At 68.3% G+C, this 25,365-nt stretch carries 20 protein-coding genes; 6 read left to right on the forward strand and 14 right to left on the reverse strand.

Annotated features, from left to right (window positions below):
• The first annotated feature begins 43 nt into the window (after nucleotides 1-43).
• Nucleotides 44-889 (forward strand): helix-turn-helix transcriptional regulator, encoded by an 846-nt coding sequence (locus ACTJLD_RS11680; RefSeq protein ID WP_060085199.1) that lies wholly within the window; start codon nucleotides 44-46, stop codon nucleotides 887-889.
• Nucleotides 890-949: 60 nt separating this feature from the next.
• Here ACTJLD_RS11680 and ACTJLD_RS11685 read toward each other — a convergent pair whose 3' ends face one another.
• From ACTJLD_RS11685 to nthA, 4 genes are all read right to left on the reverse strand, one after another.
• Complete coding sequence (locus ACTJLD_RS11685; RefSeq protein ID WP_012338243.1) at nucleotides 950-1,537, reverse strand: LysE family translocator; 588 nt, start codon at nucleotides 1,535-1,537, stop codon at nucleotides 950-952.
• A 184-nt stretch (nucleotides 1,538-1,721) separates the two neighbouring features.
• The gene (locus ACTJLD_RS11690; RefSeq protein ID WP_440658802.1) at nucleotides 1,722-2,984 is read right to left on the reverse strand and encodes a GTP-binding protein; all 1,263 of its coding nucleotides are present in this window, start codon (nucleotides 2,982-2,984) and stop codon (nucleotides 1,722-1,724) included.
• Nucleotides 2,981-3,634, reverse strand: a complete 654-nt coding sequence (gene nthB, locus ACTJLD_RS11695; protein WP_027791483.1) for a nitrile hydratase subunit beta — start codon at nucleotides 3,632-3,634, stop codon at nucleotides 2,981-2,983. The genes ACTJLD_RS11690 and nthB overlap by 4 nt, the downstream gene beginning before the upstream one ends.
• A 42-nt stretch (nucleotides 3,635-3,676) precedes the next feature.
• Complete coding sequence (gene nthA / locus ACTJLD_RS11700) at nucleotides 3,677-4,276, reverse strand: nitrile hydratase subunit alpha (protein ID WP_059694987.1); 600 nt, start codon at nucleotides 4,274-4,276, stop codon at nucleotides 3,677-3,679.
• 513 nt (nucleotides 4,277-4,789) lie between these two features.
• Between nthA and ACTJLD_RS11705 the strand changes: the two genes are divergently transcribed.
• The 4 genes from ACTJLD_RS11705 (at nucleotide 4,790) to ACTJLD_RS11720 (ending at nucleotide 9,602) form a co-directional block, all read left to right on the forward strand.
• Nucleotides 4,790-5,686: a transporter gene (locus tag ACTJLD_RS11705; protein ID WP_366919100.1), complete on the forward strand. Its 897-nt coding sequence runs from the start codon at nucleotides 4,790-4,792 to the stop codon at nucleotides 5,684-5,686.
• A gap of 90 nt (nucleotides 5,687-5,776) precedes the next feature.
• Nucleotides 5,777-6,835, forward strand: a complete 1,059-nt coding sequence (gene oxdA / locus ACTJLD_RS11710) for an aliphatic aldoxime dehydratase (RefSeq protein WP_440658803.1) — start codon at nucleotides 5,777-5,779, stop codon at nucleotides 6,833-6,835.
• Nucleotides 6,836-6,890: 55 nt separating this feature from the next.
• Entirely contained in the window at nucleotides 6,891-8,417 is a 1,527-nt protein-coding gene (locus ACTJLD_RS11715; RefSeq protein ID WP_060207441.1) for an amidase, read from the forward strand.
• A 144-nt stretch (nucleotides 8,418-8,561) separates the two neighbouring features.
• Nucleotides 8,562-9,602 (forward strand): helix-turn-helix domain-containing protein, encoded by a 1,041-nt coding sequence (locus tag ACTJLD_RS11720; RefSeq protein ID WP_440658805.1) that lies wholly within the window; start codon nucleotides 8,562-8,564, stop codon nucleotides 9,600-9,602.
• A 73-nt stretch (nucleotides 9,603-9,675) separates the two neighbouring features.
• Here ACTJLD_RS11720 and ACTJLD_RS11725 read toward each other — a convergent pair whose 3' ends face one another.
• From ACTJLD_RS11725 to ACTJLD_RS11750, 6 genes are all read right to left on the reverse strand, one after another.
• A complete protein-coding gene (locus ACTJLD_RS11725; protein WP_136469095.1) occupies nucleotides 9,676-11,142 on the reverse strand; it encodes a heavy metal sensor histidine kinase in 1,467 nt (488 codons plus the stop codon).
• Nucleotides 11,139-11,834 (reverse strand): heavy metal response regulator transcription factor, encoded by a 696-nt coding sequence (locus ACTJLD_RS11730; RefSeq protein WP_021159240.1) that lies wholly within the window; start codon nucleotides 11,832-11,834, stop codon nucleotides 11,139-11,141. Before ACTJLD_RS11730 ends, ACTJLD_RS11725 begins: the two co-directional genes overlap by 4 nt.
• Before the next feature lie 28 nt (nucleotides 11,835-11,862).
• Nucleotides 11,863-13,374 carry an efflux transporter outer membrane subunit gene (locus ACTJLD_RS11735; RefSeq protein ID WP_440658929.1) on the reverse strand — a complete coding sequence of 504 codons (1,512 nt, stop codon included), beginning with the start codon at nucleotides 13,372-13,374 and terminating at the stop codon, nucleotides 11,863-11,865.
• A gap of 5 nt (nucleotides 13,375-13,379) precedes the next feature.
• Nucleotides 13,380-14,609 carry an efflux RND transporter periplasmic adaptor subunit gene (locus ACTJLD_RS11740; protein WP_059694979.1) on the reverse strand — a complete coding sequence of 410 codons (1,230 nt, stop codon included), beginning with the start codon at nucleotides 14,607-14,609 and terminating at the stop codon, nucleotides 13,380-13,382.
• Between the two features lie 46 nt (nucleotides 14,610-14,655).
• Nucleotides 14,656-17,823: an efflux RND transporter permease subunit gene (locus ACTJLD_RS11745; protein ID WP_440658806.1), complete on the reverse strand. Its 3,168-nt coding sequence runs from the start codon at nucleotides 17,821-17,823 to the stop codon at nucleotides 14,656-14,658.
• Nucleotides 17,824-18,051: 228 nt separating this feature from the next.
• Nucleotides 18,052-18,807: a Crp/Fnr family transcriptional regulator gene (locus tag ACTJLD_RS11750; protein WP_059814227.1), complete on the reverse strand. Its 756-nt coding sequence runs from the start codon at nucleotides 18,805-18,807 to the stop codon at nucleotides 18,052-18,054.
• A gap of 168 nt (nucleotides 18,808-18,975) precedes the next feature.
• On the opposite strand from ACTJLD_RS11750, the gene ACTJLD_RS11755 reads away from it, so the two are divergent.
• Nucleotides 18,976-20,628: an acyl-CoA synthetase gene (locus ACTJLD_RS11755; RefSeq protein ID WP_059694975.1), complete on the forward strand. Its 1,653-nt coding sequence runs from the start codon at nucleotides 18,976-18,978 to the stop codon at nucleotides 20,626-20,628.
• A 44-nt stretch (nucleotides 20,629-20,672) separates the two neighbouring features.
• On the opposite strand, the gene ACTJLD_RS11760 is transcribed toward ACTJLD_RS11755, so the two are convergent.
• The 4 genes from ACTJLD_RS11760 to ACTJLD_RS11775 all read right to left on the reverse strand — a co-directional run bounded on the left by ACTJLD_RS11760 (nucleotide 20,673) and on the right by ACTJLD_RS11775 (nucleotide 25,282).
• Nucleotides 20,673-22,664 carry a Cache 3/Cache 2 fusion domain-containing protein gene (locus tag ACTJLD_RS11760; protein WP_440658807.1) on the reverse strand — a complete coding sequence of 664 codons (1,992 nt, stop codon included), beginning with the start codon at nucleotides 22,662-22,664 and terminating at the stop codon, nucleotides 20,673-20,675.
• 137 nt (nucleotides 22,665-22,801) lie between these two features.
• On the reverse strand, nucleotides 22,802-23,233 hold the full coding sequence (locus ACTJLD_RS11765) for a YqaA family protein (protein WP_027791496.1): 432 nt from the start codon (nucleotides 23,231-23,233) through the stop codon (nucleotides 22,802-22,804).
• A gap of 107 nt (nucleotides 23,234-23,340) precedes the next feature.
• Entirely contained in the window at nucleotides 23,341-24,516 is a 1,176-nt protein-coding gene (gene kch, locus ACTJLD_RS11770; protein ID WP_124814802.1) for a voltage-gated potassium channel protein, read from the reverse strand.
• Nucleotides 24,517-24,637: 121 nt separating this feature from the next.
• Complete coding sequence (locus tag ACTJLD_RS11775; protein WP_124838405.1) at nucleotides 24,638-25,282, reverse strand: LysE family translocator; 645 nt, start codon at nucleotides 25,280-25,282, stop codon at nucleotides 24,638-24,640.
• Nucleotides 25,283-25,365 lie beyond the last annotated feature (83 nt).

Consider the following 25,365-nt stretch of genomic DNA (forward strand, 5'->3'; position numbering starts at 1 on the left):
CTTGTACGGTGGGCGGTCGCCGTCCGAACCGGGAGCCCGCCGCGTGAGCCGTACCGCCAACCGATCCGTCGTACCGTCGCCGTTCTGGCGCGATGCCGCGCTGCCGTTCATCGAGGCGCGCACCGTCGACGACGGCCGCTCGATCTGCTACGCGAAGCACACGCACGACACGTTTTCGGTGGGCGCGATCGTCGGCGGCACGAGCACCTACGTGAACGGCGCGACGCACGAGCACGTCGGGCGCGGTGTGCTGGTGATCATCGATCCGGAACAGGTGCATGCGTGCAATCCGTACGGCCCCGACGCGTGGGCGTACCGGATGGTCTATGTCGACGTGCCGTGGCTCGCGCGGCTGCAGCATTCGCTGGGCCGCGATCCGAACCGCGATTTTCATGGCTTTTCGCCGAAGTTGACCGAACGGCGCGACCTGTTCGCGCAATTTGGCGGTTTCTACCGGACGCTCGTCGCGCCCGGCATCGATCCGCTCGGCAAGGAGAGCGCGGCGGTCGAATTCTTCACGGCGCTGCACGGCGCGCTCGACCGCGAACTGCCCGGCCCGCGCGCCGGGGACGACAACGCCAAGCTCGCGCGCGCGGCCGATTACATCGCCGCGCATTGCCGCGAGGGCGTGACGCTCGATGCGATCTGCGCGGCCGCCGATTTGTCGCCGTCGTACCTGATCCGCGCGTTCAACGCGCGCTACGGCATGACGCCGCATGCGTTCCTGATCGACCGCCGCGTGCAGTACGGCCGCACGGAGCTGCGCCGCGGCCGGCCGATCGCCGACGTCGCGCTCGACGCGGGCTTTGCCGACCAGGCGCATTTTCAGCGCGCGTTCCGGCGGATCGCGGCCGCGACGCCCGGCCAGTACCGCAGCGCGACGAGCTGAGCCACGAGTCGAGCCACGAGTCGAGCCACGAGTTGAACGGCGAGCCGGGCGGGGCGCGCCCTACACGTCCAGCAGAAACAGCGCGCTGCCCGCGAGCAGCAGCGCCATCAGCCGGTTGAACACGCGCATCCTCCGCGCGTTCGCGAGCCGGTGCCGCAGTGACGCGCCGGCATACCCCCAGCAAGCGATCGACGCGAAACAGATCACGAGATACAGCGCGGCGAACTGCCAGACCTGCGCGCGGTCGCCGTCGGCCGCGTACGCGCCCATCGCGGCCACGCACGCGAGCCACGCCTTCGGATTCAGCCACTGCATCGCCGCGCCGGACGCCGCCGACGGGCCGGCCACGTCCGGGTCGGCCGACAGCCGGCCGTCGTCGAGCGCGAGCCGCAGCGCCATGTACAGCAGGAACGCGATCCCCGACCACTGCGTGGCCGTCGTCAGCACGGGCCAGCGCGCGAGCGCCGCGTGCAGCCCGAGGCCGATCAGCAGGAACAGCGCGACGAAGCCGAGCGTCGCGCCGGCCGCATACCGCAGGCTTGCGCCGAGACCGTGGCGCGCGCCCGCACTGAGCGCGACGATGTTGACGGGACCGGGGGTGATCGACGACGCCAGCGCGAACGCGGCCATCGAAACCAGCATGCTCATTGAGTGCCTCCATGCGAATGTCAAAGTCGCATCGAGACTAAAGAAGCCGCGCGTGCCGGTATTGAAGAAAACTGCCCTCGGCGGCGCTGTCTGGATTCAGGCAACGCCGAACCGGGCACGGCGCTCACCGGTGCTCGACAGTCGTTGGACGCAGGCGTTGCAACCGAAGGCATCGAGTCTCACGTCACGGACGAGCGGCCGCCGCGAGCGCGTCGAACGCGTCGGCTTCCGGAAGCCGCAGCCACGACTCCGGGCCCGCGTCGATTTCCTCGACCGTCAGCAGGCACGCATCGAGTTCGCGACGCAACCGGTCGTGATCGACCGACTGCCCGATGAACACGATTTCCTGCCGACAATCCCCCGCAGGCTCCTCCCATTTTTTCAGCACGCCATCGCGGCGATAGTCGTCGTGCGGCCAGTCCGACTGCGGGATGAATCGCCACCATCGCCCAACGTAACCCCACTGGAACGCGCCGCCCGTCTGCACGAGCATGGCGATCTCGGGATAGCGGTGCGCAGCCCAGACATAACCCTTGCAGCGAAGCAGTCGGCCGTTGTCCCACGGGCGGCGCAGCCATGCGAGCAGGCGCGCCGGATGAAACGGCGAACGTTCACGATAGGTCCACGACGCGATCCCGTACGCATCCGATTCCGAGGGGCGTTCGTCGATCTGCATGCGCTGCATCCATCCCGGCGATTCGACGAGCGCCGGCAGATCGAAGCGCCGGGTATCGAGCACGTCTGACGGATCGACCTTGCCGTGCTGCATCGGCAGGATTCGCGCAGATGGATTCAGCGACGCAAGAAGCGCGCGCAGCCGGTCGAAACCCGCGTGGCCGATCCGGTCGAGACGGCTCACGAGGATCACGTTCGCGTATTCGACTTGCTCGAGCAGCAGGTCCGACAGTTTGCGCGGCGGACCGGAATTGCCGTCGTTCGCGAGCGCCGCGTCGTGCGCGACCGGTTCGGCCGACGCGATCATGTCCTCGAACGTCTCGCCGTCGACCACCGTGACGAGCGTGTCCAGCCGTGCCAGCTCGCTCAGGCTGAAACCGTCCCGATCGAGAAACGCAAACGTCTCCGCGACCGGCATCGGCTCCGAGATGCCGGTCGATTCGATCAGCAGATAATCGAAGCGGCGCTGCCGCGCGAGCGTGCTGATCTGCTCCAGCAGATCGGCGCGCAGCGTACAGCAGATGCAGCCGTTGCTCATCTCGACCAGTTCGTCCTCGCCTCGATGCAGCTCGACGTTGCGCCGCACATCGTCGGCGTCGATGTTCACTTCGCTCATGTCGTTGACGATCACGGCGACCTTCAGTCCCGCGCGATTGCGCAGGATGTGGTTCAGCAACGTCGTTTTCCCGGCGCCGAGGAAGCCGGACAGCACGGTGACCGGAATCCTCGAGCCAGGGGCGGCCGGCGCGCCTTGCTTCCCCGGCGTCGTCATGCGCTCTGCCCGGACGCGCGATCCAGGTAGCCTTCGAACAGGTCGACCACGACGTAGCCGTCGTCGGCGGCGTCGCCCCACAGATCCTTCACGCGGAACTCGACATGGTAGGTCGGCTGACGGGCGGCGCCGGTGTCGCCGTGGCCGATCGCGTCCGGGAAGGGCCACGATTCGGTCGTCCGGTGCAGCACGACGCCTTCCTTGCCGCGAACGTAGCCCGGCGCGCGGATGTGCCCGCTGACGTATTCGTCGCGAACGACGACACGCTCGCCGACCTCGAACCGCGTCGAGTCGGGCGGTGCCGCCCGGCCGCCGGACGTCGGCGGGTTCGCGAGCCGGAAATGCGAACCGAGCGCGCGGTCGAGTTCATCCTGCGTGAGCACGCCGGTTTCGACGAGCAATGTCGCCGTCGCGATCACGTAGCGCTCGTAGTAGCGCGTGCCGACATGCTGGCGTACGTCGATGCGTTCGACCGCGTGACGTACCTCGTCGACGCTGAATTTTTTCAGTTGGTCCACGCCGACGAACATCAGGCTGTACGCGAGATGTTCCCAGTCTTCCTTGAAGACCGGCTTGTAGCCGAGACTGTTGATCGTGTGCGGCACCGGGCCGAAACCCTGGAATCCGCCGAGGTCGTGAAAGCCGTCCATATGTGATCTCCGAGATGAAGGTCGAGAGCGAAACGGGGGGAGTCAGCGCGCGCGCGGCAGCGCCACGCCGATCAGCACATCCTTCGTGACGAGCGCGCGCAGTTGTTCCTCGGTCATGTGCTCGCTGCCGGCCGGCCGCACGGGCAGCACGAGATAGCGGCTTTCGGCGGTCGTATCCCAGACCTTCACGACGACGTCGTCGGGCAGGTCGGTGCCGAGCTCGCGCAGCACCGTGCGGCCCTCGCGGACGAGCCGCGCACGATATTCGAAGCCCTTGTACCACTCGGGCGGCAGCCCGAGCACCGGCCAGTTCGTGCACGAGCACAGGCTGCAGACGATCACGTTCTTCAGCGTGGGCGTGTCTTCGAGCGCGACGATGTACTCGCCCTGCGGGCCGGTGTAGCCGAACTGCGCGCACGCGGCCGTGCCGTCCTTCAGCAGCAGTTCGCGAAACGCCGGGTCGACCCACGCACGCGCGACGATGCGCGCGCCGTTGGCCGGATCCCAGGTCGTGGACATCAGCTCGGTCAGGCCTTCGATATAGCCGTCGGGGATCAGGTTCTTCTCTTTCATCACGCGAAACAGCGCCCAGGCACGTTCGCCGGGCGTCGAGGCTGTTTCCGCGGAAGGGGTCGCGCTCATCGTGGGGTTCCTTGTCGTGGTTCGGGTTGACCGCCGCCATCGCGTTGGTATTGCCGTGGCGGGGCGTGGACGCGTGGTGTCGGTCACGCTCGACGAGCAGGGTAAGAAGAGAAAAAGCGCGGTTCTTTGCCGGCACGGATCGGAAACTATGCTGAGACGGCCCCGTGGCGCGGCATGGAGCCGATGCGCGCGGATGCACGGAGATGGGCGGCAATCGGCGGGGCGCCCGGCACGAAAACAGCGGCAGCCGGCGCACGTTTTGCGACCGCTGCATGACATCGGAGGCGCAGGCCCGCCACAGCCAATTTCTTGTTCCGCCGGAAAACAGAACTGCGGATTTTGCCTTCCTATTCTCATCCTCAAGCGACGGCCGTTCGATGTCGCGAATCGCCGGCATCCCCGATGTAACGGCGGAACAACAGTCGGCCAGCATCCCGCGATTCCACCATCCGGCGACGGTTCCCGTTCGTCGTGCGTCGAGCGTGGCGGTGTCTGCGCAACCAGGTGAGGAGCATGATGGACAACGTCAACAGAATGAAACTGAAGCGAATCGCGCGCTGGATCGGTTTGTCGCTGATCGCCGTCGCATCGCATTACGCGGGCGCGGTCGAGGTCGATCCCGGCGACTATGAGCAGTATCCGGTCGGCGCGACGATCGGCGTGCTGTACTACAACTATTCCGCGACGAACGCCTACTACGCGAACGGCCACCGGACGTCGGATTTCGACCTGCAGTCGAATGTCGGCATCGCCCGCCTGCTGCATGTGTTCCAGCTCACCGACAGGCTCACGATCGATCCGCAGGTGTTGCTGCCGTTCGGTCATATCAGCAGCTTCGGCAACGCCGGCGCGCTTGGCAGTACGAACGGTGTCGGCGACGTGATCCTGACCGCACCGTTGAAATTCCGCCTGAACGAAGCGAAGGACGTCGTCGCCGCGACGGTCTACGTCTACGCGCCGACCGGGAGCTACGACCAGAACCGCGGTCTCAATCTCGGCGCCAACCGCTGGTCGCTCGATTTCCAGGCGGCCTACGTCAAGCACTTTTCGCCGCAGTGGGCACTCGATCTCGTCGGCGACGCGATCTGGTACGGCAACAACACGTCGTACGGCGCGAGCGGCGCGACGCTGCATCAGCGGATGAGCTACAGCGCACAGGCGATGGTGCGTTACATGCCCGATCCGGGCACGTCGCTCGGGATCGGCATCACGCAGCTCTGGGGCGGTGAAACGAGCGTCGACGGCACGGACAACAACGACGCGCTGCGCACGACGCGCCTGCGGATCACCGCGGCGAAGTTCGTGACGAAGGCCGACCAGGTGCAAATCCAGCTCGGCACCGACCTGAGCGTGCGCAACGGTCCGAAGAACAGTGTGCTCGCCGGCCTGCGTTACGCGCACATCTTCTGACCACCCGCATGCGCCGGATAAGGCCGGTGCATGTCGCTCCTTCCCCACGTCGATACCCGACACCCGATTCCCTTTCCAGAGAGGTCATGCATGGAATCCGCCATCGACAAACACCTGGTCTGCCCGCGGACGCTGTCGCGCCGCGTCGCCGATGACTACCAGCCGCCGTTCCCGATGTACGTCGCCCGGGCCGCCGAAGACCTGAGCCAGGTCGTGATGGGCTATTTCGGCGTGCAATACGGCGGCGCCGACAAGCGCGCGGCGGCACTGGCCGCTTTGCGCGGGATCGTCGCCGATTTCGGTGTGCAGGACGGCCCGAACAACTTCGATCTGACGCAACACACCGACGACCAGGGTTACGAGAACCTGATCGCCGTCGGCTACTGGCGCGATCCGGCCGCGTATGCGCGCTGGATTGCGTCGCCTGCACTCGTCGAATGGTGGGCCTCCGACGCACGCCTCGCGGACGGCATCGGCTACTTCCGGGAAATCGTCGCGCCGCGCGCCGAGCAGTTCGAGACGCTCTACGCGTTCACGAACGATTTCCCCGGCGTCGGCGCGATCATGGACGGCGTCAGCGGCGAGATCGAAGAGCACGGCTACTGGGGATCGATGCGCGACCGGTTCCCGATCTCGCAGACGGACTGGATGCGGGCGGACGGCGAGTTGCGCATCGTCGAGGGCGATCCGGCCCGCGGCGGCCGCGTGGTCGTGCTGGCGCACGACAACATCGCGCTGATTCGCTCCGGCCAGGACTGGCGCGCGGCCGAGCACGACGAGCGCCGACTGTATCTCGAGGAGATCGAGCCGACGCTGCGCAGCGGAATGGACTTCCTGCGCGACAACGGCACGGAGGTCGGCTGCTACAGCAACCGCTACGTGCGCTCGATCGATCTCGACGGCAACGTGCTCGACGAGAGCTACAACATCGGCCACTGGCGCTCGCTCGACCGCCTCGAGCGATGGGCCGAATCCCATCCGACGCACCTGCGGATCTTCGTCACGTTTTTCCGCGTCGTCACCGGGCTGTCGAAACTGCGGCTGTATCACGAGGTTTCCGTCTTCGACGCGAAGCATCAGGTTTACGAATACGTGAACTGCCATCCGCGCACCGGGATGATGCGCGACGCCGTCGCCATCGCCCGCTGAATCCCGCCGGCACCGCCGTGGCCGGCGGTGCCGCTTACCGAACTGGAGAACGTCGATGGCCATCAAACGCCCGACCCGCGAACAACTGTCCGATATGGCAGCCGGCTTCGGCTTTCATCTCGATTCCCGGCAACTCGCCGAATACGACGATGCCTTGCAGGCGAACTTCGACGCCTACGATGCGATCGACGCGCTGCCCGACTATCTGCCCGTCGTCGCGTATCCGCGCACGCCCGGCTACCGCCCGGAAGGCGACGAGAACCGTTACGGCGCGTGGGCGCGCAAGAGCACGATCCACGGCGCCGCCGACGGCAAGCTGCGCGGCAGGACGGTGGTCGTGAAAGACAACATCTGCGTCGCCGGCGTACCGATGCGCAATGGCTCGACCACGTTCGAGGGCTATGTGCCCGATGTCGATGCGACCGTCGTCACGCGGGTGCTCGACGCCGGCGGCACGATCGCCGGCAAGTCGACCTGCGAGTACTACTGCTTTTCCGGCGGCTCGCACACGAGCGCGTCGGGGCCGGTGCACAATCCGCGCAAGGCAGGGCACTCGTCCGGCGGCTCGTCGTCGGGCAGCGGCGCGCTGGTCGCGAGCGGCGAGGTCGACATGGCGCTCGGCGGCGACCAGGGCGGCTCGGTGCGGATCCCGTCCGCCTATTGCGGCATCTACGGGATGAAGCCGACGCACGGGCTCGTGCCGTACACCGGCGCGATGCCGATCGAGGCAACCGTCGATCATCTGGGGCCGATGACGGGCAACGTGCTCGACAACGCGCTGCTGCTCGACGTGATCGCGGGCGACGACGGGCTCGATCCGCGCCAACGGACGTTGCCGCCGCGCGCCGACTATCTCGGCGCGATCCGCGACGGCATCGCGGGATTGCGGATCGGCATCCTGCGCGAGGCGTTCGGGCTCGCCAATTCGGAGAAGGTGGTCGACGAGGCCGTGCGGGCCGCCGCGCTCCGGTTGCGCAAGCTGGGCGCGCGCGTCGACGAAGTGTCGGTGCCGCTGCATGCGGCCGGCACCGCGATCTGGCTGCCGATTGCGGCCGAGGGCGCGACGCAGCAGATGATGAAGGGCAACAGCCATGGATTCAACTGGGGCGGCCTGTACGTGACCGGCATGATCGATCATCACGCGGGCTGGCGCGAGCGCGCCGACGAGTTGCCGGATACCGTGAAGGTGACGATGCTGCTGGGCGAATACTTCACGAGCCGGTATCGCGGGCGTTACTACGCGAAGTGCCAGAACCTCGCGCGACGCTTGCGATCGGCTTACGACGCGGCGCTGCAGTCGTATGACGTATTGCTGATGCCGACCGTACCGATGCGCGCGTCGAAGCTGCCGGAACCCGGTTGCGCGATGTCCGAGTCGCTGACGCGGGCGTTCGAGATGCTCGCGAATACCGCGCCGTTCGACGTGTCCGGGCATCCGGCAATGTCGCTGCCGTGCGGGGTAGCCGACGATCTGCCGATCGGGCTGCAACTGGTCGGGCGCCGTTTCGACGAGGCGACGCTCTACCGCGTTGCGTATGCGTATGAACAGTCGTCCGACTGGCGTCGGACGACGTGCGCATGACATGTCCGGAGCGGTAGCATGCCGCCGCCGCGCCGCGTGCCGGTTCGACCGGCCATGCGGCGTACGCGGTCATCGATTGGACAATGCGCTTTTGAACGGGCACGCTGTCGGCTGCGTGTTTGCTAACCCATGTGGGGCACGACCATGACGATGCGTCCTCTCCCGCGCGCCGCACGCGGCGACGCGCCCGGTCCGGCGTCCGGCAGCCCGCTGGACGAACGGACGAACGCGGCCATCGAGGTGCCGATCGACGGCTCGGTCAGCCAGCGTATCGAATTCTGGCGCGAGACGATTCTGCGCCTGTTCGCGGACGTGCAGATCGCGGCCGTGCAGAAAGCCGATTTCTTCGGCCGGGTGCGGCAGCGCAAGTGCGAAAAGATGCGAATCTCGGAAATCCACGCGAGCGAGCAGGCCGTGATCCGGCGTTATCGCCAGGCGCGCAGCGAGTACGAGGACAAGTATTTCGGGGTCTTGATGCTCGAGGGCAGCCAGTCGGTCGAACAGGACGGCAAGATCGTCACGCTGCATCCCGGGGATTTCGCGATCTACGATGCGACACGGCCTCACCACCTGCAGTTCGGCCAGTCGTGGCGCGAGATCGTCGTCAGCATTCCCCGCGCGACGCTGAACCAGCTCGTCGTCGGGATGGAGCACCGCACGGCGTGCCCGACGCAAACCGGGGACGGCGTCGGCAGCGTCATGCGTGCGTTCCTCGAGCAGATGTCGTCGCAGATCCGCAGTGTGACCGAGGACGAGATGCGGCAGTTGTCGGATACCGCGATCACGCTGATCGCGATGACGCTCGGGGGCATGCAACGCAACGACCTCGCGCAATCGAGGATGAAGGCGTTGACACTGACGCGTGTGAAGCGGCATGTGCTCGAGCACCTGCACGATCCGGAGCTGAACCCGATGATGATCGAGCGCTCGATCGGGATTTCGTCGCGGTACATCAACAAGCTCTTCGAGGCCGAGGAGACGTCGCTGATGCGTCACGTGTGGAACCTGCGGCTCGAACGGTGCGCGCAGGATCTCGCGAATCCGCAATGCGCGTCGCTGCGCGTGTCCGATGTCGCATTGCGCTGGGGATTCAACGACATGTCGCATTTCAGTCGCGTGTTTCGCGAGCGGTTTGCGATGTCGCCGCGGGCGTGGCGCGAGCAGGGCGGCAAGTCGCGCGCGTAATGCGTCCCGCGCCGCGTTCGTGGCCGGCAAGCGCCGATCGGAGGCGGCCGGACGTCGACAGGCGCAGCCGCCGTCAGTGCAGCGCCCGCGGCGCGTGCGCCGGCCGCGAATCGGTGGAGTCGACCACGCCGGTTGCATCGGTTGCATCTCCCGCGCGCAGCGGTCCGCCCGCGCAGGGTTCCGTCGACACCGAGAAGCCGAACGTGTTGACGCCGCCCGAACACGCGACGAATACGCTGCCGCCATGCATCTCGGCGACGGCCTTGACGATCGACAGCCCGAGCCCGTGGTTCTCCTTGCTGTTCGCGCGGGCTTCCTCGAGCCGGTAGAAGCGTTCGAACACGTGCGAGCGCTGCACCGGATCGATCGGCTCGCCGGGGTTCGACACGGCCATCTCGACGAGCGTGTCGCGGCGCGTGATCGTCACGTGCAACGTCGCGCCGGGCGACGAATGCTGGATCGCATTGATCAGCAGGTTCGTCATCGCGCGACGGAACAGCGACGGATCGACGGCCGCGCGCGCGTCGCCGTGCAGTTCGGCGTGCAACTGCGCCTCGTCGAGCGGGATCTCGAGGAAATCGAGCATGCGCCGCACCTCGTCGGCGAGCGACACGTCCTTCAGGTCGGTCGCCCGTTCGCCGCGGTCGCTGCGCGACAGGAACAGCATGTCGTTGATGATCACGCGCAGCCGCTCGAATTCCTCGAGGTTCGACTGCAGCGTCTGCCGCATCCGCTCGACGGTGCGGTCGCGGCTGGTCAGCGCGACCTGGGTCTGGCCGATCAGGATGCTGATCGGCGTGCGCAGTTCGTGCGCGACGTCCGCGTTGAACGCCTCGAGCCGCGCGTAGGTCTGCTGGATGCGATCGAGCGCGCCGTTGAACGATGTGGCGAGGTCGCGCAGCTCGGCCGGCAGCGCGTCGGTGTGCAGCCGCTGGCGGCGGTTCGCGAGGCTGATGGCCGATGCATCCTGCGACAGCCGGTCGAGCGGCGCGAGCCCGAAGCGGGCTACCGCGCGGCTCAGCAGCAGCGTGATGATCGTCGCGATCGCGATCAGCCCGGCGAGCGTCCAGCCGAAGCGGCGCAGCATCCGCTGCGTGCGCTCGCACGAGCTGGCAACGATCAGCCTCAGTGTCGGCCGCTCGCCGTTGCCGGCCACCGTGACGGTCTTCGTCATCACGTCGTAGCTGCTGTCGTTCAGCGCGTAGCGCTGGAATGCGCCGAACGGCGCGCCGACGGGCACGCCGTCGACGGGCTTGCCGAACCGGAAATCCGGATTCGTGCTGTCGACCTGGTAGCGCGTCGAGCCGTCGGGCGGTTCGAGATCGGCGAGCTTTTCCTGCATGAGGCGCCCGCGTTCGGACGTGAGCGCGTGCGACACGATCATCTCGGCGACCTTGGTGCGCGTATCGAGCGTCGCGCGCAGCTCGGCGAACAGCTGGCGCTCCATCATCACGAACAGCCCGCAGCCCACCAGCGTGAACACGAGCAGCGACACGATGCCGAACATCGCCGACAGCCGCAGGACGATCGAGCGTTTCATGCCGGCCTCTCGGTATCGCCGTCCTCGCGCGCCTCGAGCACGTAGCCCATGCCGCGGATCGTATGCAGCAGCTTGTCCGCGAACGGGCCGTCGAGTTTCGCGCGCAGCCGCTTGATCGCCGTCTCGACGACGTTCGCGTTGCTGTCGAAGTTCACGTCCCACACGAGTTCGGCGATGGTCGTCTTCGACAGCACCTCGCCGCTGCGCCGCGCGAGCACGCCGAGCAGCTGGAATTCCTGCGCGGTCAGGTCGAGCCGCGTGCCGTCGCGGGTCGCGCGGCGGCCGATCAGGTCGACCCGCAGGTCGCCGATCGAGATCAGCGTCGATTCCTGCACGCGCGCGCGGCGCGTCAGCGCGCGCAGCCGTTCGATCAGCTCGAGGAACGAGAACGGCTTGGTCAGGTAGTCGTCGGCGCCGCCGCGCAAGCCCCGCACGCGGTCGTCGACGCGGTCGCGCGCGGTCAGCATGATGACGGGCGTCTGCTTCTGCGCGCGCAACGCACGCAGCACGCCGAAGCCGTCGAGCTTCGGCAGCATCACGTCGAGCACGACCACGTCGTAGTCGAATTCGACGGCTTTCCACGCGCCGTCCTCGCCGTCGAGCGCGGTATCGACGACCCAGCCTTCTTCGGTCAGGCCGCTCTTGAGGTATTCGACGACTTTCGGTTCGTCTTCGACGATCAGGACTTTCATGTTCGAATCCGTTGTCCGCGTAATCCGGTTAAGGGCCCGGGGGCGCTGGCGCCGGTGCCGGGGCTGCGGCGACCTCGGCCGGCGCCGGGCCGCTTGCCGCCTGGCCGTCCCAGCCGCCGCCGAGCGCCTTCGCGAGAAACACGACGAGCGCCGCGCGCTGGCCCTGGATCTGCACGGCCTGCCGCTCGCTCGTCAGCAACTGCTGCTCGGCCGTCAGCACGTCGATGAACGGCGTCAGGCCGCCCGCGTAGCGATCCTGCGCGAGCGACACGAGCTTGCGCGCGTCGTCGACGGCCGCGGAGGCCTGCTGCGCGGCCTCCGCGAGCACCGACAACCCGGTGACCGCATTCTGCACCTCCTGGAACGCGGTGAGCACGGTCTGCCGGTAATTGGCCTGCGCGGCGACATAGCCGGCCTGCGCGAAATCGACGCCGGCCTTCAGCTTGCCGCCTTCGAACAGCGGCTGGCTGAGCGACCCGCCGACCGACCACAGCAACGCCGGGACGGTGAACAGGCCGGCGAAGCGCGTCGCGTCCCAGCCGATGTCGGGCGACAGCGTGATGCGCGGGAAATACGCGGCGCGCGCGACGCCGATCTGCGCATTCGCGGCGGCCATTGCGCGCTCGGCCGACGCGACGTCGGGGCGCCGCTGCAGCACGTCGCTCGGCAGGCCGGTCGGCAGCGCGGGCGCATTGATCGGCACGACGCGCGGCGCGATCGAGAAGGTGGGGGCCGGCGTGCCGACCAGTGTCGCGATCGCGGCTTCGACCTGCACGCGCTGCTGGAGCAGCAGCTGCGCCTGGGTGCGCGTCGCGTCGAGCTGCGCGCGCTGCTGCAGCAGGTCGAGGCCCGACACCGCGCCGAGGTCGTGCCGCGCGCTCACGTAGTCGAGCGCCTTCTGCTGCAGGTCGATCGAGCGCTTGACGACGTCGATCTCGGTGTCGAATTCGCGCAGCGCGAAATAGCTCGACGCGAGATCGGCGGTCAGCACCAGGCGCGCGTTCGCGAAATCGTCGCGCGCCTGTTCGGTGGTGGCCTGCGCCGATTCGACGCTGCGCCGCACGCGGCCGAACAGGTCGAGCTCGTAGCTCACGCTTGCGCCGACCTGGACGTCGTTCTGCACGGTCGACGCGCTCTGCGTCGCGTAGTTGGTCTGCGGCCGGTCGGCCGAGATCTTGAAGCGCTGGCCGCTCGCGTTCAGGCCGACGGCCGGATACTGCGCCGAGGCGACCGACGCGAGCGTCGCCTTCGCCTGGTCGTAGCGCGCGGCGACGGCCTTCAGGTTCTGGTTGTTGCGCAGCGCCTCCGCTTCCAGCGCGTCGAGCTGCGGATCGCCGAACGCGGTCCACCATGCCGGGTCGAGCGGCGCGCGGGCCGGCGCGGCCGGGTGCCAGTACGCATCGGCCGGATCGAACCGCCACGCGGCCGGCGTGGCGACGTCGGGCCGCCGGTAGTCGGGGCCGACCGTGCAGCCGGCGAGGGCGGCGGCGAGCGCAACGGCGGTGGCGGAGACGGCGGCGGGCCGCCGGCGGATGCGCATCGCGATCACGACTTCGCCTCCGCGGCGCTCGATGCCGGTTTCGCGGCCGGCGCCGAGACGATCACCTGATCGCCGTTGGCGAGCGCGTCGCTCGGGTTCGTGACGAGACGGTCGTTCGGCGTGAGCGGGCCGTCGACTTCGAGCGTCTGCCCGATCGTGCGCACGACCGTCACCTGTTTCAGGCGCACCTGGCCGTTCGCATCGACCGTCGCGACCGTCGGGCCTTCGGCGCGGAACAGCAGCGTATTGGCCGGCACCTGCAGGCGGCCGACCGGCGTCATCGGCAACGTGGCCTGCACGTAGGCGCCGGGCAGCAGTCGCCCGTCCGGGTTCGGCAGCGTGATCTCGATCTGCAGCGAGCGCGTCGCGACGTCGATCGCCTCGGACGTGCGCGTGATCGTCCCGTCGAACGTCCGGCCCGGCAGCTCGGCCTGCGCGACGCTCACGTGCTGGCCGACCTTCACCTGCTGCGCGTACGCCTGCGGCACCTGCACGTAGAGGCGCAGCCGGTCGGCCTGCACGACCGTGAACAGCGAACGCCCCGCGTTGCCGGAGCTGACGAGATCGCCGACGTCGACGTTGCGCTGCGTGACGATCCCGTCGATCGGCGCGACGATCCGCTGGAAGCCTTTCAGTTCGGTGAGGCGGCGCATGTTCGCGTCGGCCGCGGCGAGGTTCGCGGTGCCCTGGTTGAACGCGCCTTGCCGGTCGTCGAGTTCCTGCTGCGAGACGGCATCGCGCTGGCGCAACTGCTGCGCGCGGTCGAACGACGTCTTCGCGAGCGCGAGTGCGGCTTGCGCCTGCTGGCGCTGCGCGGTGGCCTGCGCGAGTTCCTGGTTCAGCTCGGGCGTGTCGAGTTCGGCGAGCACCTGGCCCTGCTTCACGTGCGCGCCGATGTCGGCCTGCCAGCGCAGCACGTAGCCGCTCGCGCGTGCGTAGATCGGCGCCTCGACGAAGCCGCGCAGCGTGCCCGGCAGCGACAGCTTGCCGCCGGTGGCCGCATCGACCGGATGCGCGATGGTCACGTACTGGCGCGTGTTCTGCTCGGCGACCGTGTCGAGCCGGTTGCGGTTCAGCACGTTGACGACGATCGTGCGCGCGGCGCCGGCGGCCAGCAGCACGCCGATCACGATCAGGACGATGCGTCCGCGTCGCGACACCGACGTGCGTGTCGGCAGGTGCATGCCGTGTTCGTCCACCTGGATGCCGACGGCGCTGTGATGTTTCTCTTCCATGAATTCAACCAATTCAACCGGGTAGTGGGACGAAAGGGGACGAAAGTCAGTGTCCGGCCTGGCGCGCGCGCCGGCGGGCCAGCCGCGCATGCACGCCGCCGAACACGAGCGGCACGAACAGCAGCGTCGAAACGGTCGCGAACAGCAGCCCGCCGATCACCGCGCGGCCCAGCGGCGCGTTCTGCTCGGCGCCTTCGCCGAGACCGAGCGCCATCGGCACCATCCCGATGATCATCGCGAGCGCCGTCATCAGCACCGGTCGGATCCGTGTCGCGCCGGCCTCCAGCGCGGCCGTGAGCGGCGGCGCGCCGGCTTCGAGACGCTGGCGCGCGAACGACACGACCAGGATGCTGTTCGCGGTCGCGACGCCCACCGTCATGATCGCGCCCGTCAGCGCGGGCACGCTCAGGTGCGTGCCGGTGATGAACAGCATCCACACGATGCCGGCGAGCGCGGCCGGCATCGCGCTGATGATGATCAGCGGGTCGAGCCACGACTGGAAATTGACGACGATCAGCAGGTAGACGAGCACGATCGCCATCGCGACGCCCGCGCCGAGGCCGAGGTACGACGTGCGCATCGTCTCGATCTGGCCGCGCATCGTCAGCTCGGTGCCGCGCGGCAGCGTCGCGCGCGCGTCCGACACGATGCGGTCGATCTCGCCCGCGACCGCGCCGAGGTCGCGGCCCTCGACGCTTACGTACACGTCGATCGCCGGGCGGATGTTGTAGTGCGTGATCACGGCCGGGTTCGCGGTGCTGCGCACCTGCACGAGGTTGCCGAGCAGTTGCAGCGGCATGCCGGTGCGGCCGCTCGCCGAGATCGGCGTGCCGAGCAGGTCGTCGACCGACGAGATGTTGTATTGCGGGGTCTGGATCTGCAGCGGGTACTGGACGCCGGTGCGCGGGTTGATCCAGAACGACGGCGTCGTCTGCGAGCTGCCGGACAGGGAGATCAGCATGTTCTGCGCGACGTTCTGCGCGGAGAGATTGAGCTGCTGCATGCGCGTACGGTCCATGTCGGCCAGCAGGGTCGGCTCGTCGTTGCGTTGCAGCACGTGCACGTCGACGGCGCCGGGGATTTGCCTGAACTTTTTCATCAGGCTGCTCGCGATAGTCATGTTACTCGCGAGATCGTTGCCGAGCACCTGCAGGTCGATCGCGGCCGGTTGGCCGAAGTTGAGGATCTGCGTGATGATGTCCGACGGCTGGAAGAAGAACTCGACGCCCGGGAAGCGCTCGGGCAGCACCGTGCGCAGTGCCTGCACGTAATGCTGGGTCGCGCGGTGGCCGGGCTTCAGCGCGATCAGCAGCTCGCCGTCGAGCGTGCCGATCGTGCCGGCGTTGCTGTACGACAGGTTGATGCCGCTCACCGGCAGGCCGAGGTTGTCGACGATCGCGCCGAGCTCGTCGGGCGGCACGGTTTCGCGGATCACGCGCTCGACCTGGTCGGCGAGGCGCGCGGTTTCCTCGATCCGGTAGCCGGTCGGCGCGCGCATGTGCAGGCGGATGTTGCCCGAATCGGTGTTCGGGAAGAAGTCGCGGCCGAGCACGAACACGAGGCCGGTCGACAGCACGCAGAAGCCGAGGAAGCACGTCGCGTAGAAGCGGCGGCGCACCAGCAGGATGCTGAGCAGCACGATGTACCACGCGCGCAGCCGCTCGAACGCTTCGTTGAACGCGTGATGGATGCGTGCGAAGCGCGACGTCGAACGATCCGGGCCGGCGCTCGCCTGCTGCGGGCGGAACAGCAGCATCGCGAGCGTCGGCACCAGCGTGCGCGACAGCACGTACGACGCGAGCATCGCGAACACGACGGCTTCCGCGAGCGGCACGAACAGGAAACGCGCGACGCCCGTGAGGAAGAACATCGGCACGAACACGATGCAGATGCACAGCGTCGACACGAACGCGGGCACCGCGATCTCGCCCGCGCCTTCGAGAATCGCGTCGTGCAGGTTCGTGCCGAGATGCAGGTGCCGCTCGATGTTCTCGATCGTCACCGTCGCATCGTCGACCAGGATCCCGACCGCGAGCGCGAGCCCGCCGAGCGTCATGATGTTGATGGTCTCGCCGAGCGCGGACAGCGCGATCAGCGACGTGAAGATCGACAGCGGAATCGAGATCGCGATGATCAGCGTGCTGCGCCAGTTGCCGAGGAACAGCAGGATCATCATCGCGGTCAGCACGGCGGCGATCAGCGCTTCGTGGATCACGCCCTGAACGGCCGCGTCGACGAACACCGACTGGTCGAACAGCGGCGTGATCGTGAGCCCTTCGGGCAGTGTCGGGATCACCTTCGGCAGCAGCGCCTTCAGGTCCGACACGACCTTGAGCGTCGACGCGTCGCCGCTTTTCAGGATCGAGATGAGCACGCCGCGCTGGCCGTTCTGGCGCACGACGTTGGTCTGCGGCGCGAAGCCGTCGCGTACCGATGCGACCTCGCGCAGATAGGTCGTCGCGCCGTTGACGGTCTGGACCGGCAGGTTGTTGATGTCGGCGACCGTATCGGCCGACGCGTTGGTGTCGATCCGGTATTCGGTCTGGCCCATCTTCGCGGTGCCGGTCGGCAGCACGAGGTTCTGCGCGTTGACCGCGTTGACGATGTCGGCGGACGTGAGCCCCTTCGCGAGCAGCGCCTGCGGATCGAGGTCGATCGCGACCACGCGCGTGCGGCCGCCGTACGGGAACGGGATCTGCACGCCCGGCACCGTGATCAGCTGCGGGCGCAGGAAGTTGAGCGCGATGTCGGCGAGCGACTGTTCGCTGAGCGTCTTGCTCGACAGCCCGAGCTGGATCACCGGGATGCTCGAGGCCGAATAGGTGATCACGAGCGGCGGCGTCGCGCCCTGCGGCATCTGCCGCACGATCGCCTGCGCGGACGAGACCGTCTGCGCGATCGCCGTCTGCACGTTCGCGCCCGGCTGCAGGAACACCTTCACGACCGCGATGCCGGGCAGCGACGTCGATTCGACGTGCTGGATGTTGTTGACGGTCGTCGTCAGGATCCGTTCATGCACGGACGTGATGCGGTTCGTCATCTCCGTCGCGGAGAAGCCGCTGTAATTCCAGATGACGCTGATCACGGGGATGTTGATCGCGGGCAGCACGTCGACCGGCGTGCGCATCAGCGCAAGCGGGGTGGCCAGCACGATCATGATGGCCATGACGATGAACGTGTAGGGGCGCCTGAGCGCAAGATTGACGATCCACATGGAGGCAGCGGGACAGGCGGTGATCAGGCGTCGGTGAAGGGAACCCGCATGATAGGCGTCGGCGTGGAACGGGTTACTGTCGCGAAACTGGCGGAATTGTCAGGTTGCGGCGGGGCGGCCCGGCGCCGATTCGGCAGAGGAAACGCCGCGCGGCGCGCCAGCCGCAAAACGGTCGCGATACCGGACGGGTCGGCTGCGCCTGCGGCGGTTCCGCTCATGGGCCCGCGCTCAGATCTGCTCCATCCCGACACGCGCGAGCGCACCGAGGTCGACGACGTCGATCTGGTTGTACGCGAGCCGCAGCACGCCGAGTTTCTCGAGCTGCTGCAGCGCCTGGTTGATCCGCTGCCGCGACACGCCGACGAGCATCCCCAGTTCCTCCTGCGAGATCGACAGCGACGGGCCGGTGTCCGGGTACAGGTCGGGATTGAACAGCTGCGCGAGCGACTGCGCGACGCGTGCGTCGACGTCCAGCAGCCGGCTGTTCTGGATCGACGCGATGAATTCGCCCATCCGGTTGTTCAACTGATGAATCACGAAGCGCGTGAACGGCAGGCTCGTGTCGAGCAGTGCGTGGAACGTGTCGACCGGCACGAACAGCACGGTCGAGCGCTGGATCGCGACGACCTCGTACTTGCGCAGCTCGCGCTTGATCACGCTGCCTTCGCCGAACCAGCCGCCGGACGGCACGCCGGAGAACGTGCAGCCGCGCCCGGACGCGTTGAAGATCGCGAGCTTCAGCAGCCCGCGATGCACGCCGATCCAGTATTCGGACGGCGCGAGCCGATGGGCGATCACGTCGCCGGCCTCGCACTGCTCGACGCGCGATTGCGCGAGCACGAGCGCCTGGTGTTCGGGCGCGAGCGTGCGGAACCACGCGCACTGGCCGAACAGCGTGGACAGCGCCGGCAGCGGGCCCGGTGCGGAAAGGGCGTCGGCCGGGTGGGCGGGCGCGTCGGGCGGGGCGGCGAGAGGGTCGTGCATGGGTGCGGGTTTGCGAGGATAGGGATAACGCGCAGCGCGGGAAAGGCACTCTGTCGTTTCGATGACAGACGGCTCACAATAGCGCCCGTTAGGCTGTCGGCAATTGAACCACATCAAAACGATCCGGGGTGGAAGCGCCCCGGTCGACAGAACACGGGAGACAGGATCATGACGCAGATGTTCGAGGCCGGACTCGGCCGCCGCGACGCCAATTACGTGCCGCTCACCCCGATCGACTTCCTGGTCAGGACGGCCGAAGTCTACGGCGAGCGCCTCGCGATCGTGCACGGCGACGTGCGGCGCACCTGGGGCGAGACCTACACGCGCGCGAAGCAGCTGGCGAGCGCGCTCGCGCGGCTCGGCGTCGGCCGCGGCGACACGGTCGCGGCGATGCTGCCGAACATCCCGGCGATGGTCGAGGCGCACTTCGGCGTGCCGATGGCCGGCGCCGTGCTGAACACGATCAACACGCGGCTCGACGTGTCGTCGGTGCTGTTCATGCTGCGCCACGGCGAGGCGAAGGTGCTGATCGTCGACACCGAATATGCGGAATTCGCGCATCGCGCGGCGCTCGAGGTGCCGGGCCTGAAGATCGTCAGCGTGGCCGATGCGATGCCGGCGGACCCCGCCCGCTTCGCGGGCGCGACCGACTACGAGGCGCTCGTGGCAAGCGGCGACGCCGACTACGCGTGGACTCCGCCCGCCGACGAATGGGACGCGATCGCGCTGAACTACACGTCCGGTACGACCGGCGATCCGAAGGGCGTCGTCTACCACCATCGCGGCGCGTATCTCGCGGCGATCAGCAACATCCTCGAATGGGACATGCCGAAGCACGCCGTCTACCTGTGGACGCTGCCGATGTTCCACTGCAACGGCTGGTGCTTCCCGTGGGCCGTCGCGGCGCGCGCGGGCGTGAACGTCTGCCTGCGCAAGTTCGACGCGAAGACGGTGTTCGACCTGATTCGCCGCGAACGCATCACACACTACTGCGGCGCGCCGATCGTACAGAGCGCGATCGCGAACGCGCCGGCCGAATTCCGCGCCGGCATCGACCACACGGTGCACGCGATGGTGGCGGGCGCGGCGCCCGCGCCGGCCGTGATCGCGAAGATGAAGGAGATCGGCTTCGACCTGCTGCACGTGTACGGGCTGACCGAGGTCTACGGCCCGGCGACCGTGTGCGCGAAGCAGGCGCATTGGGAGGAACTGCCCGATGAGGAGCGTGCGCGGCTCAATGCGCGCCAGGGCGTGCGCTACCACCTGGAAGCGGGCGCGACGGTGCTCGATCCCGACACGATGGCGCCGGTGCCGGCCGACGGCGAGACGCTCGGCGAGATCATGTTCCGCGGCAACATCTGCATGAAGGGCTACCTGAAGAACCCGAAGGCGACCGACGACGCGTTCCACGGCGGCTGGTTCCATACCGGCGATCTCGCGGTGCTGACGCCGGACGGCTATATCCGGATCAAGGATCGCAAGAAGGACATCATCATCTCGGGCGGCGAGAACATCTCGAGCATCGAGGTCGAGGATGCGCTGTACCGGCATCCGGCCGTGGCGGTCGCCGCCGTCGTCGCGATGCCCGACCCGAAATGGGGCGAGGTGCCGTGCGCGTTCGTCGAGCTGCGCGAAGGCGCGAGCGCGACCGAAGCGGAGATCGTCGCGCATTGCCGGCAGTTGCTCGCGGGCTTCAAGGTGCCGAAGGTCGTGCGCTTCGGCGAGCTGCCGAAGACGTCGACCGGCAAGATCCAGAAATTCCAGCTGCGCAACGCGGTCGGCTCGGACAAGGCGATCGACCTGGCGGGCGACAAGAAGTAGGCGAGCCGCCCGGCCCTGGCCGATCGTCCGTCGTCCGTCTCCGGTCACGCGTCCCGCTCGAGGCGGAACACGCTGACCGCATCGGCCAGCTGCGCGGCCTGGTCGCGCAGTGCGACGGCCGCGCGTTCGGCGTCCGAGATCAGCGAGGCATTCCGCTGCGTCGCGTCGCCGATCTGCGTGACGGCCAGGTTCACCTGTTCGATGCCGGTCGATTGTTCGCGCGACGCGGCGCTGATCTCGCCGATCAGCGTGCTGACCTGGTCGACGCGCGCGACGATGTCGCGCATCGTGCCGCGCGCGGCGTCCGCGATCCGGTAACCCTGTTCGACGGTCGTCGACGATTCTGCGCTCAGCGCGTCGATTTCCTTCACGGCAGCCGCGCTGCGCTGCGCGAGCGTGCGCACCTCGGCCGCGACCACCGCGAAGCCCTTGCCGTGTTCGCCCGCGCGCGCGGCCTCGACGGCCGCGTTCAGCGCCAGGATGTTGGTCTGGAACGCGATGCCCTCGATCGTGCCCGTGATCTCGGCGATCCGGCGTGTTGCGCGGCCGATGTCGTCCATCGTCGCGACCACGCGCTGCACCGCGGCGTCGCCGTTCGTCGCGGCGGCCGACGCGTGGGCGACCAGCGCGTTGGCCTGCGCCGCGTGCTCGGCGCTCTGCTGCACGGCGGCGGTGATCTGCTCCATGCTGGCCGCGGTCTGTTCGACGCTGCTCGCCTGCGTCGCGATCCGCGCGGCCATGTCGCCGCTGCCGGCCGCGATGTCGACCGTGCCGCGCGCGATGTCGGCCGAGCTGTTGCGCACCTGCTCGACGATCCGGGCGAGGCCGTCGCCGATCCCGTCGACGGCCTGCTCGAGCCGGCCGATCTCGTCGTTGCCGGCGTGGCCCGCGTTGCCGCGCATGGCTGCGTCATCGCGGATGCGCACGCTGAGATCGCCCGCCGCATAACGCTCGGAGGCGCGTGCCGCCGCATCGAGCGGCCGGCTCACGACACGGCGGACCACGATGACGAACAGCGTCGCGAACGCCGCGACGAGCAACGCGCCGATCATCAGGAAGCGGTTGCGGGTGGCGCGCATGCCGGCGAGCAGTTCGTCGTCGAGCGCGATGCCGCCGACGAGCCACTGCCACTGCGGAATCGTCGTGAACGACACGAATTTCGCGGTGGGCCCGCTGTCGTGCGCGGCCGGGTCGGTCGACGTGTACGCGAGCTGTCCCGCGCCGGCCGCGAGCATCTGCGCGTAGGGCGCGCGCGTATCGTCGGCAGGCGCGCCGGCCGCATCGGGATGCACGACGAAGGTGCCGCGCGACGGGCCCTGCGATGCGTCGAGCACGAAGTAGTAGCCGTTGCTGCCGATCTTCAGCGAGCGGATGCCGTCCTCGACGAGCTTGAGCTCGGCGCTGATGTCGAGGCCGACGAACAGCGCGCCGATCACGCGGCCGGTCGCATCGGTCACCGGCTTGTATTGCGTGACGTACGGCCGCCCGAACAGCTTCGCGAGGCCCGTGTACACGCGTCCGGCGACGAGCGGGGCGTACGCGGGGCCCGCACGGTCGAGCTTCGTGCCGACGGCGCGCGCGCCGTCCTGCTTCTTCAGCGATGTCGTGATGCGCACGAAATCGTCGCCGTCGCGCGCGAAGATCGTCGCGATCGCGCCGCTTTTCTTCAGGAACTGGTCGGGAATCGAATAGTCGAGGTCGAGCGGCTGGCCGCCCGCGAGGAGCGTCGGCGCGGCGACGCCGCCGATGTCGACGGTGCGCGCCGGGTCGATCGAGAACTCGGCCGGCAGGAAGCTCGCGAACAGCGACATCGAGCGATCGGCTTCGGCGGTCAGCGCCTTGTCGAACAGGTCGACCATCGCGCGGATCGACTGCTCGTTGTCGGCGATCCGCAGGTGCGCCTCTTCGGCGAGTTGTCGGCCGGCGAAATGGGCGAGCGTCCATGCGAACACGGTAAACAGCAGGGCGACGAGCGCGCACGCCAGCGCGGCAAGACGCGCGCCGACGCTCACCCGGCCCAATTGGGTCAATCTCATGAAACTTCCTGAGTGGGGAGGGAGAGGGGCGGAACGCACGCGTCACCGCTGATCGACCTTAATACGGCAGCAGCGGCGAATTCTTTAGCGGCGCGTCGTCGATGGCGACGCCGGCAGGTGCGGCGGGAGCGCGGGTGTCAGTGCGTGACGAGCCACGCGACGGCCAGGTAACGGCCGACCTTCGCGATCGTCACGATCGCGAGAAAGCTCGGCAGCGGCTCGCGCAGCACGCCGGCGATCATCGTCAGCGGATCGCCGATCACGGGCGCCCAGCTGAGCAGCAGCGACCAGCGGCCATAACGCGCATACCAGCGCTCGGCGCGTGCGAGCGCGGCGGGCTTGACGGGAAACCAGCGGCGCGCGCGGAAGTGCTCGATGCCGCGCCCGAGCGCCCAGTTGATCGCGGAGCCGGCGACGTTGCCGACGCTCGCGACGAGCACCAGCGCCCATACGGGTTCGCGCCCGGCGAGCAGCAGGCCGGCGAGCACGGCTTCGGACTGGAGCGGGAACAGGGTCGCGGCGACCATCGACACGGCGAACAGGCCGCCGTAAGTGAGCAATTCGGACATCGCGCGATTGTACCGGGCGCATGCCGGCCGCCGCGGGTCATGCGGTCACGAGGCCATGCGGTCTGCGGTCTGCGGTCACGCGGTCACGCGGTCACGGGCCCGACAGGTCATGCGGCATCGGCCGTGCCGAACAGCAGGTGCGAGATCATCGATTTGTCGACCGGTTCGTCGTTGAGCGTGCTCGCGAGCAGTTCGCCCGCGAGCTGCTGCGGCGAAAACACCATGTCGGGCTTCAGCAGGCGCAGCCGTTCGAGGTTGCGCTGCTGGTTCACGAGCGCGACCGTGCGCACCGACGGCGCGATCTCGCGGATCGCGAGGATGATGAACGCGTTCTCGGCGTCGTCGGAGCGCAGCGCGAGCACCGCGCGCGCGGTCGCCGCGCCGGCGCTTTCCAGCACCGCATGGTCGGTCGCGTCGCCGACGATCAGGTCGGTCGCCGCCGCGTAGTTGTGCTCGACGCCGGCCGGCACGACGACGGTCACCGCGTAGCCGCGCTTGCGCAGCCCGTCGTGTACCGCATGCGCGACGGGCGTAGCGCCGACGATCAGGAAATGATGCTTGCGGATCACGTTCGAAATGCCTCCCTTGACGATCCGTTTCAGATTGCCGCCGATCACGGGGCCGACGACCGCGCTGATCGACGTCGCGAACACCGTGATGCCGAGCACGATCACCGAGGCGGTGAACAGGCGCGCGGTCGGCGCGTGCGGAACGATGTCGCCGTAGCCGACCGTCGACATCGACACGATCGAGAAATAGACGGCGGTGGCGAGGTCGTGGACGGGCGGCGTGAATTCGTCGCCGAGATACAGCACGCCGAAGGTGGCGTAGATCAGCAGCGACACGATGCTCAGCAACGCGAACAGGCTGCTCGCGGCGACGCTCGCGCGGTCGAAATGCCGCCAGTAATAAAGCAGCGCGACGACCAGCACGGCCGTGTAGGCGAACACGCCGTGGCTCGGATAACCGCCGAGCGCGCTGAGCGCGGCGGCCGCGACCAGCAGCAGGATCGACAGCACCCACGCGACGCGCGCACGCAGCAAGATGCCGATGGCCATGGTCGCGAGGCCGGCCGCGATCACGACCTGCGGCAGCACGACGAGCCCCGCGTTGTCGACGAGGTTCAGCGCATCGGCAAGCCACGCACCGTGGCGGCCGAGCTTCGCGTTGTCGACGACCGGGCGCAGCACCATCAGTGCATCGAGCGCGAGGAGAAGGGCGAGATACCAATGCAGGCCGATCGGCGCGAACAGGCGCCGCAGGCGGGTAGTGACGTGCTTCATTCAGTCGCCCGGCAGGCCGGGCATGTCCAACGAACCAGGCGCTACCCTAAAGCATTCCGCGATCGGCTGCTTTTTCGCGGGGCCCGGCGGCGGTGGCGACGACGCGCGCAGCGGCGGCCGTTCAGTTCCAGCCGGCCATGATCGCGCCCATCCCGACGAGCAGCCCGCCCGTGACGCGGTTCATCGCGCGCATCCGCGCGGGCCGCTGCAGCGCGCGGCTCAGCCGGTGCGAGAACAGCGCCATCGACGCGACGCCGCCCGCGAACAGCACCGCGAAGGTCGCCGAGAGCAGCAGGAACTGCTGGTTCAGGCTCCAGTCGGCGTCCGGGACGATGAACTGCGGGAAGAACGACGGGAAGAACAGCAGCGTTTTCGGATTCAGCCCCGAGGTCGCCAGGCCGCGCCAGAACAGCGCGCGGTGCGAGTCGGTCTCCGGCGTTGCCGCCCCGGCGGGCCCGGCCGTAGCGGACGCGCCGGCCGGCGTGCGGCTGAGCCATTGCTTGCAGCCGAGCCAGACGAGGTAGGCTGCGCCGGCCCAGCGCAGCACGGTCAGCGCGCGCTCGTCGAGATGCACGAGCGAATTCAGGCACAGCGCGGTCAGCGCGAGTTGCAGCAGCACGGCGAGCGTGCCGCCCCAGACGCACGGCAGCGCGCGGCGCCATCCGGCGCGCAGTGCGTGGTTCATGGTGAGGAGGTTGACGGGGCCGGGAGCGTAGACGAGAACGGCGGAAGCAGCGAGAAACGAGAGGTAAAGCCTGAACGACATGACGGGTAGGGCAGGAACAGGAACACGGGCGCCGAAGCCGCGCGGCCGGATAGGCGCGCGGGCGGCGGGGAATCGCATGCCTG

It is taken from the genome of Burkholderia sp. 22088, from assembly GCF_052045915.1.
Taxonomy (GTDB): Bacteria; Pseudomonadota; Gammaproteobacteria; order Burkholderiales; family Burkholderiaceae; genus Burkholderia; species Burkholderia cepacia.